Origin of the sequence: Ochrobactrum vermis, from assembly GCF_002975205.1 — a bacterium.
GTDB classification, from domain to species: Bacteria; Pseudomonadota; Alphaproteobacteria; order Rhizobiales; family Rhizobiaceae; genus Brucella; species Brucella vermis.
This window is the reverse complement of the sequence record NZ_PCOC01000001.1, coordinates 449231-463017: the sequence shown is the minus strand read 5'-3', so window position 1 is coordinate 463017 and position 13787 is coordinate 449231. Positions and strand designations below refer to the sequence as shown.

Sequence of the window (13787 nt, the reverse complement as noted above, 5' to 3'; positions counted from 1 at the left end):
CACAGTATCTACGAATTATGGACGGAAATCACACAAAAATCCCAGACGAAGCAGCAAGAGCTCTAACCGTTCTGCGGGAGTGTCTGGGACGATCCTTGCAGGCTGTGTATCTGCACGGCTCTGCCGTGAATGGCGGTCTTCGGCCCAATAGCGATGTCGATCTGCTGGCGGTCAGCGACCAGCCTCTCACACTGGAAACCAGCGCGCATCTCGTCGACCGGCTCATGCAGATATCGGGTCGGCATCCGGCCAGTCCCGGAACACCCAGATGTCTGGAGGTGATGATCTTTTTGCAGCAGGATCTCGCCGCTCTCAGCTATCCTGCGCGTTGTGCATTCATCTATGGAGAATGGCTGCGCGACGAATTCGAGGCGGGAACCGTGCCTCAACCGCACGCTGATCCAGAATACACACTGGTGCTCGCGCAAGCCGGTCAGGAAGCAGTAAGCCTCGTCGGCCCGGCACGGGAACATATTCTGCCGGAAGTGCCACGTGAAGATGTTCGCAGGGCCATTGCCGATGCGTTGTCCGGCCTGCTTGGCAATCTTCCAGGTGACGAGCGCAATGTGCTGCTGACGCTTGCGCGCATGTGGTACACACTCGAAACCGGGAAATTTACCCCGAAAGATGCAGCCGCCGAATGGGCATTGCCGCTTGTTTCGTCCGAAACCGCTTCTGCCCTTGCACTTGGGCAGGCAGCCTATCGCGGCGCGGCGTTTGACGATTGGCAGAACCGCCCCAGGCTCGCCCGGCAGGCGGCGGATGAGCTGGCGCATCATGTGCGGTCGCTTCTCTGAAAATCTTCAAGCTGGGGCTTCGTCCTGCTTTTGCTGCCGTTTGGGTACGGGAAGACTGTCCGGAATATCGGAATGCAGGAAGTGCAGAAGCGTGTCCTGAACCGATGCCAGCCGGTGTGCGCAATCGCGCCAGCCGAACGGAATGTCCTTTGGCATGGGAGGAATCCGGCTTGGCTCCTGCCCTTCCTCAAGCTCGCAATTGGCAATGACCACCTGCAAGGCTTCCATCAGCCAGGGCGGCGGCGGCGCCTCCTTCTTTCGCAGCGCATTGCCAAGTGCTTCCCCGAACAGAAGCGCCGATGCGTAAAGACGGATGCCGCGCCGGTCGTACCGGCCCGCCATTTCCGTAACCTCACGCGCCACCAGCCGCCCACGCAGCGACCAGCGCGCATTGCTGCGCGCCAATGCGATGCCGTCGCCCAATGCGATCACCGCCCGGTGGGCGGAAGTGAACTGATTGATCGCACTCTGGGCCCTTGCGAGGTCCTGCTTTTCAAGTGCTACAGCCGATTGTTTGAGCCCGTTCGCAAGACGGTCCAGCAAGCCGCGAACGGCCTTGTCGATCAGAAGTACGGGGCTGGGCGTCATCAATATCTGGCTGAACAGCAAGCCCACACCGGCACCGACCAGCACATCGATCAAGCGCGTCACACCTGCAACCTGAGGCCCCATGGCGAGAACCAGAATTGCCGAGACGCCCGACTGAATGGCAATGGCCGGAGCCATGCCGAAAGACGTCGCCAGAACCATGGCAACGAAGGTCACGATGCTTGTGTGGAAGACCGGAACAGTTTCCGGCAAGAGCAGCGAAAGTTCCCCAACCAGAACACCGGTCGTGACGCCGACCATCACCCCTATCGCCTGCTTGCCATGGTTGGGCAGGTTCGGCGCCAGACAAATCACAGCCGTGACCATGGCAAAAACGGGTTTCGGCTGCCCTAGAGCCAGTTGGCAGATCAGCCATGCGACACCGCCTGCAAAGGACGCGATCAGGGAATCGCGCCAGCTCGCAGACCATTGCTGAACGACCTTATTCGCGCGCTGCCGCATCGATCCCTCCATCAGCCTATCGGCAGCTATCTATGGCAGCGCTCTTCGGCCTCAAGGCTTGAAGAAGTTTTCGTACTGGTCCGGCTTGAAACCGACCGTCAGTTTTCCGCCCTTGTCGAGAACCGGACGCTTGACCATCGAAGGCTGTGCCAGCATCAGCGCTCGTGCCTTGGAGGCATCTACATTCTGGCGTTCCTCCTCCGGCAGTTTGCGAAACGTGGTTCCTGCCCGGTTGAGCAATTGTTCCCACGCAATATCTTTCAGGAAGCGGTCCAACGTTTCGCCGTCGAGCCCTTCCTTCTTGTAATCGTGAAATGCGTAGTCGATGCCATGGTCTTCAAGCCAGGTGCGCGCCTTCTTCATCGTGTCGCAGTTCTTGATACCGTAGATGGTCACGCTCATATTCGACTCCTTCGATCATTTTGCCGCGATCAAAGGCCATCGAAACGTCGGTTTCAACCTCTATCTGGAATCGTGAAAGATTATGCCCAGCGTATGCCGCTGGCCGGAACGGATACGGCTGACACCGTGCCGCATTTTGACGCGATAATCGCCGCGTGAGCCCTGCATCGGGCGATCATTGACCGCGAAAACCACACCATCGCCCTGCCGGAGCGGCACGACTTCCGCCCGGCTTTGCATGCGCGGACGCTGTTCGGTCAAAACGAATTCCCCACCCGTAAAATCCCTCTCCGGCTCGGAAAGCAAGATCGCAACCTGCAAGGGAAAAGCGATATCGCCGTAAATATCCTGATGCAGGCAATTATAGTCGCCCTCGACATATTGCAGGATGAGCGGTGTCGGGCGGGTCTGCCCTGCTGCGTGGCACCGGTCCAGAAAGTCGTCGTGGGTCGGCGGAAAACGGACATCCGAACCCAGCCTCTCACTCCAGCGATTGGCGATGGGCGCAAGCTGCGGATAGAGCTTCTGGCGCAGATTCCAAATTAAGGCAGGAATGGGATTTGCGTAATATTTGTATTCTCCGCGCCCAAAACCGTGTTTTCGCATCGAAATAACGGTTCGAAATGCGGCCAAATTGTAGTAACCGGCGACCAATTCGCGGCAATCCTGTGGCGAAATTATGTTTTTGAGAGTTGCGGCGCCGAACTCGTCCAGCTCGGCGCCAATTTTCTGCCAGTCGTAAGCGGCGACATTTTCCGCCTGCAAGGGTTCATTTCCGTTCATGCCTGGCTCTCCCGCTTCAGGAGATCGCGCTTGCGCTCGACGCCCCAGCGATAGCCGGAGATGCCGCCGTCGTTGCGCACCACCCGGTGACACGGAACCGCGACAGCAATCTTGTTGGCCGCGCAGGCCTGTGCCACCGCCCGAACCGATTTCGGCGCACCGATGCGTTCGGCAATTTCAGTGTAACTTACTGTTTTTCCGACCGGAATTTCACGCAATGCCTGCCAGACGCGTTGCTGAAAAGCGGTTCCCTGCAAGTCGAGCGGCAGGTCGAGGCCGATGCGTGGCGCTTCGACGAAACCGACCACTTCGGCCACCATATCCTCGAACTCACGGTCCGCGCCGATGAGATTGGCTTGCGGAAACCGCTTTTCCAGATCGCGGATCAGTTCTTCCGGGTCGTCGCCCATCCAGATGGCACAGACCCCCTTGCCGCTTGCAGCAACCAGCACGGCGCCGAGCGTCGACTGGCCGATGGCAAAACGAATATCCGCGTTCTTGCCACCCTGCTTGTAAGCCTTTGGAGTCATTCCCAAAATCCCGTCCGAAGCCTCATAGAAGCGGCTGCTGGAATTGTAGCCGGCATCATAAATGGCGTCAGTTACGCGGATTTCCGGCGCATCGAGCGCCTCCCGCATCTTCTTCGCGCGATGCGCATCGGCATAGGCTTTCGGGGTCAGCCCCGTGAATTCCTTGAATACACGATGGAAATGGGCAGGGCTCGCCTTCACGGAAGCCGCTATTTCTTCAAGGGAAGGCACTTCTTCCGCCGTCTCGATGAAGCGGCAGGCGCTCGCAACCATATCGGCATAACGGATGCTGTTCTGTGTCGCCAGTGTCTCGGAGAGATGCGGCTTGCAGCGCATGCATGGCCGGAAACCGGCGCGTTCCGCATCTTCGCAAGCGTCGAAGAACTGTACATTTTCGCGCTTTCCACGCCGCGACGGGCATGATGGACGGCAATAGACGCCGGTGGTGCGCACCGCATAGACAAATGCACCGTCCGACGTCTTGTCGCGGTCGAGCACCTTCTGCCAGCGATTTTCATCAGGGTCGTGGGTTTTCAAGGTCATAAGGTTCATGTCCGTATTCCTTCAATATGAGTATGAAGGAAGGCTAATGCCACCGTGTCGAAGCTACACTCCGCTGCTTGCTTTCAAATTCGAAACAGCGCTGTTGCACAGTCTGTTCACAAATAAGGATCATGCAAGCTCCCAGCTTTTATACCATGATGAGAAAGGTAAACAGGGAGAAGACCATGACGACAATCGGCTTCATCATCGATGGCAAGGAAACTCAATCTGCATCGGGCAAGACGTTCGACCGCAAGGACCCGGTCACCGGAAAGGTCGCCACCACCGCGCCTGCGGCCAACCTCGCCGATGTCGATGCGGTTGCAAAATCTGCCGCGAAAGCCTTTGAAAGCTGGTCTGAAACGGGGCCGACCGAACGTCGTTCGCTTCTGAACAAGGCGGCTGACCTGATGGAAAGCCGGGCCGAAGAATTTACCCGTCTCATGCTTGAAGAGACCGGTGCAACCGCCCCCTGGTCGGGCTTCAACGTCCATCTTGGCGCTGGTGTGCTGCGCGAAGCCGCAGCGCTCACAACACAGATTACCGGCGAGATCATCCCTTCCGACAAACCCGGTATCGTTTCCATGGCCGTGCGCCAGCCGGTTGGCGTGGTGCTTGGCATGGCACCATGGAATGCCCCGATCATTCTGGGCGTCCGCGCTATCGCAGCCGCACTTGCCTGCGGCAATACGGTCATCCTGCGCTCATCCGAATCCTGCCCCGGCGTTCATCACCTGATCGTCAAGACGCTCAACGATGCAGGCTTCCCTGCCGGTGTGGTCAATGTCATTTCCAATGCACCTGAGGACGCGCCGGAAATCGTTGCGGCCCTTGTTGCCCACCCTTCCATCCGCCGTATCAATTTCACCGGCTCCACCCATGTCGGCAAAATCATCGCCAAACAGGCCGCTGAGCATCTCAAGCCGGTGCTGCTGGAACTGGGCGGCAAGGCGCCCTTCATCGTGCTGGACGATGCCGACCTCGACCAGGCGGTCGATGCCGCGGCTTTTGGTGCCTTCATGAATCAGGGCCAGATCTGCATGTCCACGGAACGCTTCATCGTGCATGAGAAGGTGGCCGACGCCTTCGCGGAAAAGCTTGCCGCCAAGGCCAGATCCCTGCCTGCTGGTGACCCGCGCGGCAATGTCGTTCTCGGTTCGCTGGTCGACCTCAAATCAGCCGAGCGCATGGACGCCCTTATCAAGGATGCGGTGGCGAAAGGCGGCAAGGTTCTGGCAGGCGGCAAGCGCGATGGTTCAATCGTCGAGGCGACGATCATTGATCACGTGACGCCGGATATGAACATCTATGCGCAGGAATCCTTCGGACCGGTGAAACCCATCATCCGCGTCAAGGATGCCGACGAGGCAATCCGCGTGGCGAACGATACTGAATATGGTCTCTCATCGGCGATCTTCAGTCAGGATGTGAAACGGGCATTGGCGCTTTCGAAAAAGCTTGAAACCGGCATCTGTCACATCAACGGCCCGACGGTTGCCGACGAAGCGCAAATGCCTTTCGGCGGCGTGAAGTCTTCCGGTTATGGCCGTTTCGGCGGTAAGGCCGTCATTAACGAGTTTACCGATCTGCGCTGGATCACGATTGAAGGCCCGCAGCATTATCCGTTTTGAATCAGAAAGGGCGGAGCTTTTTCACCTCCGCCCTTCGTCAATCGTGTCCGTTCAAGACTTTCGCGCATCCTTGATCGCTTCGATCAGTTCCGGCTCCTTCATGACACCGCCATAAAGCTTGGTGCCGATAACGAAGGAAGGCGTGCCGCCAAAATTGAAGGCTTCGCCCTGATCCATATTGCGTTCAAGAATAGCATTGATGCGCTTTGAATCGGCTTTATAGGCTGCATTGAGCTTTGCCGGATCGAGCCCGCCCTTCTTCAGTGCTGCATCTACCTGTTCCGGCGTGAGACGACCCGGCGTTTCCATCAGCGCTTCCATGGCCTTCACATAGTTGCCGGACTTTTCCGCAGCCAGAACGAGGCGCGCGGCATAAGCCGACGTGTCGCCGAAGATGATCCAGTCCTTCATGACAAGGCGAACATTGCCGTCATTCTTGATCACGCGCATCAGCTCGCCATGCCCCTTCTTGCAGTAAGGGCATTGGTAGTCGAAATATTCCACGATGGTCACATTGCCGTTCGGATTGCCCAGAACCGGGATTTCCTTGTCGTAAAGCACTTCCGCAACCGTCGGAACGCGCTGCGCAAGGCTCTCGCCGCTTGAAATCGCAATCGTTGCGGCACCGGCTGCCGTTGCGGCCAGTATCTGACGACGGTTCATCATGAGCTTGCTCCTTTGCCCGATTGGGCCTTATCCAACACGACGACACGCGCACCGGGGGTGGCACGCTTGTAGAGATCGAGGATATCCTGATTGTAGAGACGGATGCAGCCGGACGATGCAGCCTTGCCCACGGACCAAGGCTCGTTGGTGCCGTGAATGCGGTAAAGCGTGTCCTTGCCATCGCGGTGAAGATAGAGCGCGCGGGCACCAAGTGGGTTGCGGATGCCGCCCTCAAGGCCAGTTGCGTATTTTGCGTAATGCTCCGGATTGCGCTTGATCATATTGGCTGTCGGCGTCCAGCGCGGCCACTGCGACTTGTAGGCGACCTTCGCATCACCTGAGAAAGTCAGACCGGCGCGACCGACCCCCACCGAATAGCGGATTGCCTTGCCGCCCGGCTGCACGAGATAGAGGTAGCGCGCATAGGGATCGACCACGATGGTCCCGACCGGTTCGGTCGTGGCATAATCGACTTCCCGGCGCAGATTGCGATCCGCGATCTTGTTGAGATCGAGTGCCGGAATGAGATTGCCGCGATCATTCACCGCGCCATACATGCTCTCAAATTCGCTCTTGGCCGTTTGCACTTCCGGCGCCGGTTCAACTGCAACAGGTTCCGGCTTGAAGGCAACCGGCTGCGGCATGGTGACGGCAATCGGCCGATCCGCGGATGCAGTCGTGCATGCTGCGGCAACAAAAGGCAGACAGGCCATCACGGCCATCCGCAACAGCGTTCTCCGCGCATTTCGCTTTTCATTCACTACGGTCAAAACCCCAGCCCCCGGTCCATCTTAAAATCCTTTATTTCTGGTCGGCATTCACAAGGCCGGCCGAACGTTCGATAGAGGCGGTTGTGACATCGCCCACCAATCTGGTCCCCTCCAGTTCCTTGCTGATGCGATTGAAGAAGATCATCGTCGGCGGACCCGCCACACCAAGCTTTGCCATCAGATCGGCATTGCCACTGGTGAGTTGCGAAATATCCGCTTTGACGAGCTGATAGCCATCAAGTGCCTTCTTCACGCTTGCGTCGGGCAAAACCCGACGCTCCACAGTGGAACAGCTTACGCACCAGTCCGCCGTGAAATAGATAAGCGTCGGCTTGTCGCCGCGCGCCTTGCCAAGTTTCTCCTGAAGGGAAGAAACAGTCTCGACCGGCGCAAATTGCAGCGCGGCCAGATTCTGGTTGCCGCCACGGTTAGCGAATGCGGCCAGCGGTTGCAACGGGTCTTTTCCGCCCGAAGCCACGCCGAGCATCAAAATGACACCGTAAACCAAAGCTGCCGTACCGATCGTGCGTGCGACTATGCTGCGCCCCGGAATCCTGAGAAATGCGAAACTTGCAGTCCCGAAAAGCAGAAGCGCCCACAGCACCATATCAACACCGGGTGGCAGAAGCGGAGCGGCCATGAAGATTGCGGTAGCCAGAAAACCGAAGCCGAAAATCTGCTTCACCGTTTCCATCCATGCACCTGCACGCGGAAACGTACCCGCGCCAAGCGTGGCGAAAGCAATGAGCGGCAGCCCCTTGCCGATGCCGAGCGCAAACAGCGCGGAAGCACCCAGCGCGACATTAGCCGTCTGCGCGATATAGAGCAGCGCGCCTGCAAGCGGTGCTGTCACGCAAGGGCCGACAATCAAGACCGACGAGAAACCGAGAATGGCAGCGGAACGCTTGGAACCTGTTCGCTGCTGGCCATGGGGGCCAGTACGCGACGAAATTGCGCTGACCCAGGACGTTGGAAGCTGGATCTGGAACAGGCCGAACATGGAGAGCGCCAGAAGCGTGAATATTCCGGCCAGCACGAGCGCCGTCCATTTCGATTGCAGCACCATCTGCAGGTTCTGTCCCGACCAGCCTGCTATCGCTCCAACCACGGCGAAGCCTAGCGCCAGGCTGACGACATAGACGGCAGAAAGCACGAAGCCGCGCTTTGCTGTCAGCTTTTCACCCTCGCGTGCCAGCGTTCCGGCAAGGATGGGATAGATGGGGAAAACGCAGGGCGTGAAAGCAAGCAGAACACCGAAAGCCAGAAATGCCGCGATCACCAGCCCGGTGCCGCCCTGATCGAGCAGCCCTTCGACCATACCCTTTTCGGGCGCCAGAGCAAACGCCGTATTCTGCTCCACGGGTGGCACAGCAGCCGGTGCAAAGACCGATGTCTGGGTCAGCGCCTTGGCCTTCTGCCCCATTTCGCTGGATATTGCGAGTGTGACCGGATCGACGGTTCGAGTTTCCGGACGGTAGCAGATGCCGTCTTCCTGACAGCCCTGATAGGTCAGTTCCAGCGGCTGTGTATCTGTTTTGATGCTCGCTGTGGCATGGGTGTAATAGACTTCAAGTCGCCCGAAATTCGGATCGTCCTTGGGCTGACCGGGTTGCGTGTCGACAGCAAGCGCATTTCCCTGATGGTCCTTTGCCTCTATATGATCACGATAAAGATAGTAACCGTCCGCAATCTGCCAGTTGAGTACCAGACGGCCATCCGTATCCTTCATTACGTTGAGGCGGAAAGCCTGATCGACCGGCAGCGGATTCGCTGCCAATGCCGGGCCGAGCGCCAGAAACAAACTGATGAATAAGCCGGCAAGGCTCGTAAAGAAACGCATTACGATTTTCCGCATAAATTCGATTCGGTGCAAATTGATCATGTTGCAAAAGGCGAATGCTCCGGCCACCTTAAGGCAGCCTTAAGGTGGCGCGGTGAAAAGCTCGCGTGCTTCTAATTGTCAATAAGGGCAGAAACAGGAACTCATGCGCATACTCGTGGTAGAAGACGACACGATCCTCCTCGACGGACTGACTGTAGGGTTGGGGCTTGCCGGTTTTACCGTGGATGCCGTTTCGAATTGCGGCGATGCGGAAGCCGCCCTTGCCGCACAGAACTACAACGCCGTGGTGCTCGATCTGATGCTGCCCGACGGCTCAGGGCTCGATATTCTCAAGACGATGCGGCGCGGTCGCGACGAGACGCCGGTTCTGCTGCTGACCGCCCGCGATCAGGTGCCGGAGCGCATTGCCGGTCTGGATGCAGGTGCCGACGATTATGTCGGCAAGCCCTTCGATCTGCATGAGCTTGCCGCCCGCGTGCGTGCGGTCGCCCGACGCGGTGCCGGACGCGCAAATGCCCTGCTTGAATGGCGCGGCGTCGAACTCGACCCGGCGGAGATGTCGGTGCGTTTCCATGGAGAACCCGTCAGGCTGACCCGGCGCGAATTCTCGATCCTGCGCGCCTTGATGGAACGACCGACCGCCACTCTCTCCAAATCCTCGCTGGAAGAAGCGCTTTATGGCTGGCAGGAAGAGGTGGAAAGCAATGCGGTGGAAGTTCATATCCACCACCTGCGCTCCAAGCTCGGTTCCGATTATATCGAAACGGTGCGCGGGGTCGGCTACCGTCTGGCAGGGGCAAACGTATGAATTCCATTCGCAGCCGCCTGACCGGCATCCTGATCGGCGTCACCTGTATCGTCTGGCTTTTCGCAGTCATATGGATCCACATCAGCACCCAGTCACAGCTTGAAAAAGTGCTTGATGCGCGTCTGATGGAAGCCGCGCGTATGGTCAATTCGCTTCTGACCGAGCATCGTGTGGAGGTTGGGCCGGAAGGCGACGGCGGGCAATTGTCGTTGAAACCGATGCCGGATTTTCCACTCTATGACCGACAGCTATTCTGCCAGATATGGGCGCTTGACGGTAAGCTTTTGGGACGGTCTGAAAGTGCGCCTGGCGTACGGCTCACCAATGTCGCAAACGGCTTTTCCGACACGGAAGTTGCGGGTGACCGATGGCGCGTCTTCGCCGTAGAAAATACCCAGCTTGGCCTGCGTGTCATGGTCGGCGATAGTCTGAGTGTTCGCGACAGGTTGGTACAAAATGTCGTGACGGGTCTTGTGCTGCCAGCCCTGCTGATGCTGCCCGTTCTGGCGCTGATGATCTGGCTCTGCGTGCGGCGCGGTCTCAATCCGCTGAGCCGTCTTGCATCCGTGCTTTCCAAACGGCAGGCAGAGGATTTGCGCCCGCTTCCCGAACAGAACCTGCCCAAGGAGATCGCGCCTGCCGTCACCGCGCTGAACGGACTTTTCCATCGCGTCGAGGAAGCGCGTGAGCGTGAGCGCAACTTTGCGATCTTCGCTGCACATGAATTGAAGACACCGCTCGCCGGACTGAAGACGCAGGCGCAGATTGCCGAAGGTGCAAAGGACGAAACAATGCGCGCCAATGCGGTGCGCCAGATAGCGGCGGGCGTCGACCGCACCAGCCGCCTCGTCAACCAGCTTCTCGATCTCGCGGCGCTGGAAACCGGCGACGAAATGGATAGCCCTGTGCCTGAACCGTTGCGCCAGCTTCTGGTTTCGATTTCGACGGATATGCGGATGCTCGCAGCCCAGCGCAGCATCTCCATCGAACTGCCGGACCCTATCCCACCGGCGCAACTGCCCTCCCCGCACCTCTTCACGCTCGCCGCCCGCAATCTGATCGAAAACGCCGTCAATCATTCGCCCGAGCACGGCACAGTGCATTGTCGGATCGAAACCGAAGCGGACAAGCTCAGGCTCACTGTCGAGGATAGCGGGCCGGGCATTCCTGAAAGCGAAATGCCGCGCGTGACCGAGCGGTTCTTTCGCGGCGCACATCGCAACGAAACCGGCAGCGGCCTCGGTCTTGCGATCGTGAAAATGGCGACGGAACGGATGGGCGGCGAACTGCAGCTGCACAATCGCCCGCAAGGGGGACTAAGCGCGTCGATTGTCGTGCCAGGCAAATTTGTCGGATGACATAACACCGCTACAATTGGATTGCCGTTGGCGCATCTGCTGACTTCTATAATTTGCAATTGAAAGTCATTTGCAACAGTTCACAGAATGCCGCCTCGCCCCCATTTTTCGGGTCTTTTGGCAGCTGTCTTTGATTTAGATCAATGACACTTGCATCCAGAACGCAGATAGGGAACCTATCGCTATTGCTGTCTCATCCGAGACGGCTCTTGTTATGCGCTGCGAGGGGATTTCATGAACTACGCCGCTGGAACAGTCCTTTCCGGTCTGGGGGCACTTTTTGCCGTGCTTCTGGCCGGATTCTCCCATGATGAGCTGTTCAGAACCCATATGTGGATTCTGTTCGTTACACTGGCCATCTTCACCATTCTTCTGATGCGAAATGCCGATTACGGCCTGACGCCGAAAAAGGTCGACCAGTCCACCTATATGGACGGACCGATCCGCTACGGTGTCATCGCAACGGTTTTCTGGGGTGTGACCGGCTTTCTGGTCGGTGTGGTTATCGCCGCGCAGCTGGCCTTTCCCGATCTCAATCTGGAACCCTATCTGAACTTCGGTCGCCTGCGCCCGCTGCACACTTCTGCAGTTGTTTTTGCGTTTGGCGGCAACATCCTGATCGCATCGTCATTCTATGTCGTGCAGCGCACCTGCCGCGCGCGCCTGATCGGCGGCGATCTCGCATGGTTCGTGTTCTGGGGCTATCAGCTCTTCATCGTCATGGCTGCAACCGGCTATCTGCTCGGCATCACACAGAGCCGCGAATATGCCGAACCGGAATGGTATGTCGACATCTGGCTCACCATCGTCTGGGTCGCCTATCTGGTCGTCTTCCTCGGCACGATCCTGAAGCGCAAGGAGCCGCATATCTATGTGGCGAACTGGTTCTACCTGTCCTTCATCATCACCATCGCCATGTTGCACATCATCAACAATCTGGCGATCCCCGTCTCCTTCCTCGGCGTGAAGAGCTATTCTGCTTTCTCCGGCGTTCAGGATGCCGTGACGCAGTGGTGGTATGGCCATAATGCCGTCGCCTTCTTCCTGACCGTCCCCTTCCTGGCCATGATGTACTATTTCGTACCGAAGCAGGCAGAACGTCCGGTCTATTCCTACCGTCTGTCGATCGTGCACTTCTGGTCGATCATCTTCCTCTATATCTGGGCTGGTCCGCACCATCTGCATTACACCGCCGTTCCCGATTGGGCGCAGACGCTCGGCATGGTGTTCTCGATCATGCTCTGGATGCCGTCCTGGGGTGGCATGATCAACGGTCTGATGACGCTTTCGGGCGCATGGGACAAGGTTCGTACCGATCCGATCATCCGCCTGATGGTTGCAGCTATCGCCTTCTACGGCATGGCGACCTTTGAAGGCCCGATGCTGTCGATCAAGGCCGTGAATTCGCTGTCCCACTATACGGACTGGACCATCGGTCACGTTCATGCGGGTGCACTTGGCTGGAACGGCATGATTTCGTTTGCCGCCGTCTATTATCTCGCACCGAAGCTCTGGAACCGCCAGCGGCTCTATTCGATCCGCATGGTCAACTGGCACTTCTGGCTGGCAACGCTCGGCATCGTTCTCTATGCGGCAGCCATGTGGGTTGCCGGTATTCAGCAGGGCCTGATGTGGCGCGAATACGACGATCAGGGCTTCCTCGTCTATTCCTTCGCGGAAACCGTGCTCGCCATGTTCCCATACTACGTCATCCGTACGCTTGGCGGCGTGCTCTACCTCGCCGGTGGCCTCGTGATGGCCTGGAACGTCTATCAGACCATTCGCGGCAATCTGCGCAACGAAGTGCCAATGGGCGGTGCCCGGGCCGTTGCCGGTGCAGCCATGCAGCCTGCCGAATAAGGAGCGTGTGATTTATGTCGATACTAAAGAACCACTCCAAGCTGGAGAAAAACGCAACGCTGCTGCTGATCGCATCGCTCGCCGTGGTCACGGTCGGTGGCATCGTTGAAATCGCACCGCTCTTCTATCTCGAAAACACCATCGAGAAAGTGGAGGGCATGCGCCCCTACTCGCCGCTGGAACTTGCGGGCCGCGACGTTTATGTGCGTGAAGGTTGCTATCTTTGCCACAGCCAGATGATCCGCCCGTTCCGCGACGAAGTGGAGCGCTACGGCCATTACAGTCTGGCTGCGGAATCCATGTACGATCATTCGTTCCAGTGGGGTTCGAAGCGCACGGGGCCTGACCTTGCGCGCGTCGGTGGCCGCTACTCGAACGAGTGGCACGTGCAGCACCTTGTCCGCCCGCGCGACGTTGTGCCGGAATCGGTCATGCCAAGCTATGCTTTCCTGAAGAACCGTCCGCTGGACGCCTCCAACATCGCAGGCAATCTGAAAGCCAATGTGGCAGTCGGCGTGCCTTACACGCAGGAAATGATCGACAGCGCGCTTGACGATCTGAAGGCACAGGCCTCTCCCGACGCCGATACATCCGGCATCGAGGCACGTTACCCCAAGGCCAAGCTCGGCGACTTCGACGGCAATCCGCAGATGATCTCGGAGATGGACGCGCTCATCGCCTATCTCCAGATGCTCGGCACCCTCGTTGACTTCTCGATCTACGATCAGTCCCCCAAGGCGAGATAA

At 58.2% G+C, this 13787-nt stretch carries 13 protein-coding genes; 6 read left to right on the top strand and 7 right to left on the bottom strand.

Translation table 11 applies throughout. The features are described from left to right. Positions 1–17 precede the first annotated feature (17 nt). The gene (ant(9)-Ic, locus tag CQZ93_RS02120) at positions 18–797 is read left to right on the top strand and encodes an aminoglycoside nucleotidyltransferase ANT(9)-Ic (protein ID WP_105541120.1); all 780 of its coding nucleotides are present in this window, start codon (positions 18–20) and stop codon (positions 795–797) included. Between the two features lie 6 nt (positions 798–803). Here the strand turns inward: ant(9)-Ic and CQZ93_RS02115 are convergent, their stop codons facing one another. The 4 genes from CQZ93_RS02115 to ada are packed head-to-tail and all read right to left on the bottom strand — an operon-like array spanning position 804 to position 4114. Then, on the bottom strand, positions 804–1847 hold the full coding sequence (locus tag CQZ93_RS02115; protein WP_105541119.1) for an FUSC family protein: 1044 nt from the start codon (positions 1845–1847) through the stop codon (positions 804–806). 51 nt (positions 1848–1898) lie between these two features. Beyond that, positions 1899–2249: an ArsC family reductase gene (locus CQZ93_RS02110; protein ID WP_105541118.1), complete on the bottom strand. Its 351-nt coding sequence runs from the start codon at positions 2247–2249 to the stop codon at positions 1899–1901. Positions 2250–2309: 60 nt separating this feature from the next. Next, positions 2310–3032, bottom strand: coding sequence for a 2OG-Fe(II) oxygenase (locus tag CQZ93_RS02105; RefSeq protein WP_105541117.1), 723 nt, complete (start codon positions 3030–3032; stop codon positions 2310–2312). Further along, a complete protein-coding gene (gene ada, locus CQZ93_RS02100) occupies positions 3029–4114 on the bottom strand; it encodes a bifunctional DNA-binding transcriptional regulator/O6-methylguanine-DNA methyltransferase Ada (protein WP_105541116.1) in 1086 nt (361 codons plus the stop codon). The genes CQZ93_RS02105 and ada overlap by 4 nt, the downstream gene beginning before the upstream one ends. Before the next feature lie 176 nt (positions 4115–4290). On the opposite strand from ada, the gene CQZ93_RS02095 reads away from it, so the two are divergent. Then, positions 4291–5736: an aldehyde dehydrogenase gene (locus CQZ93_RS02095; RefSeq protein WP_105541115.1), complete on the top strand. Its 1446-nt coding sequence runs from the start codon at positions 4291–4293 to the stop codon at positions 5734–5736. A 51-nt stretch (positions 5737–5787) separates the two neighbouring features. Here CQZ93_RS02095 and CQZ93_RS02090 read toward each other — a convergent pair whose 3' ends face one another. From CQZ93_RS02090 to dsbD, 3 genes are all read right to left on the bottom strand, one after another. Then, positions 5788–6402 carry a DsbA family protein gene (locus CQZ93_RS02090; protein WP_105541114.1) on the bottom strand — a complete coding sequence of 205 codons (615 nt, stop codon included), beginning with the start codon at positions 6400–6402 and terminating at the stop codon, positions 5788–5790. Beyond that, on the bottom strand, positions 6399–7124 hold the full coding sequence (locus CQZ93_RS02085; protein WP_105541113.1) for a L,D-transpeptidase: 726 nt from the start codon (positions 7122–7124) through the stop codon (positions 6399–6401). Before CQZ93_RS02085 ends, CQZ93_RS02090 begins: the two co-directional genes overlap by 4 nt. 79 nt (positions 7125–7203) lie before the next feature. Beyond that, a complete protein-coding gene (gene dsbD / locus CQZ93_RS02080) occupies positions 7204–9012 on the bottom strand; it encodes a protein-disulfide reductase DsbD (RefSeq protein WP_105541112.1) in 1809 nt (602 codons plus the stop codon). Between the two features lie 145 nt (positions 9013–9157). Here dsbD and CQZ93_RS02075 point away from each other — a divergent pair, with 145 nt between their 5' ends. The 4 genes from CQZ93_RS02075 (at position 9158) to ccoO (ending at position 13787) form a co-directional block, all read left to right on the top strand. Continuing rightward, a complete protein-coding gene (locus CQZ93_RS02075) occupies positions 9158–9823 on the top strand; it encodes a response regulator (protein ID WP_105541111.1) in 666 nt (221 codons plus the stop codon). After that, the gene (locus CQZ93_RS02070; RefSeq protein ID WP_105541110.1) at positions 9820–11181 is read left to right on the top strand and encodes an ATP-binding protein; all 1362 of its coding nucleotides are present in this window, start codon (positions 9820–9822) and stop codon (positions 11179–11181) included. The genes CQZ93_RS02075 and CQZ93_RS02070 overlap by 4 nt, the downstream gene beginning before the upstream one ends. A gap of 234 nt (positions 11182–11415) precedes the next feature. Beyond that, the gene (gene ccoN, locus CQZ93_RS02065) at positions 11416–13041 is read left to right on the top strand and encodes a cytochrome-c oxidase, cbb3-type subunit I (RefSeq protein WP_105541109.1); all 1626 of its coding nucleotides are present in this window, start codon (positions 11416–11418) and stop codon (positions 13039–13041) included. Between the two features lie 14 nt (positions 13042–13055). Beyond that, entirely contained in the window at positions 13056–13787 is a 732-nt protein-coding gene (gene ccoO, locus CQZ93_RS02060) for a cytochrome-c oxidase, cbb3-type subunit II (RefSeq protein ID WP_105541108.1), read from the top strand.

What these genes read in the sequence shown, in the direction of transcription:
- dsbD (WP_105541112.1), bottom strand. Translation starts at nt 9,012, where the DNA reads ATGCGTTTCTTTACGAGCCTTGCCGGCTTATTCATCAGTTTGTTTCTG.
- CQZ93_RS02110 (WP_105541118.1), bottom strand. Translation starts at nt 2,249, where the DNA reads ATGAGCGTGACCATCTACGGTATCAAGAACTGCGACACGATGAAGAAG.
- CQZ93_RS02090 (WP_105541114.1), bottom strand. Translation starts at nt 6,402, where the DNA reads ATGATGAACCGTCGTCAGATACTGGCCGCAACGGCAGCCGGTGCCGCA.
- ada (WP_105541116.1), bottom strand. Translation starts at nt 4,114, where the DNA reads ATGAACCTTATGACCTTGAAAACCCACGACCCTGATGAAAATCGCTGG.
- CQZ93_RS02070 (WP_105541110.1), top strand. Translation starts at nt 9,820, where the DNA reads ATGAATTCCATTCGCAGCCGCCTGACCGGCATCCTGATCGGCGTCACC.
- CQZ93_RS02105 (WP_105541117.1), bottom strand. Translation starts at nt 3,032, where the DNA reads ATGAACGGAAATGAACCCTTGCAGGCGGAAAATGTCGCCGCTTACGAC.
- CQZ93_RS02115 (WP_105541119.1), bottom strand. Translation starts at nt 1,847, where the DNA reads ATGCGGCAGCGCGCGAATAAGGTCGTTCAGCAATGGTCTGCGAGCTGG.
- ccoN (WP_105541109.1), top strand. Translation starts at nt 11,416, where the DNA reads ATGAACTACGCCGCTGGAACAGTCCTTTCCGGTCTGGGGGCACTTTTT.
- CQZ93_RS02095 (WP_105541115.1), top strand. Translation starts at nt 4,291, where the DNA reads ATGACGACAATCGGCTTCATCATCGATGGCAAGGAAACTCAATCTGCA.
- CQZ93_RS02085 (WP_105541113.1), bottom strand. Translation starts at nt 7,124, where the DNA reads ATGGCCGTGATGGCCTGTCTGCCTTTTGTTGCCGCAGCATGCACGACT.
- ccoO (WP_105541108.1), top strand. Translation starts at nt 13,056, where the DNA reads ATGTCGATACTAAAGAACCACTCCAAGCTGGAGAAAAACGCAACGCTG.
- CQZ93_RS02075 (WP_105541111.1), top strand. Translation starts at nt 9,158, where the DNA reads ATGCGCATACTCGTGGTAGAAGACGACACGATCCTCCTCGACGGACTG.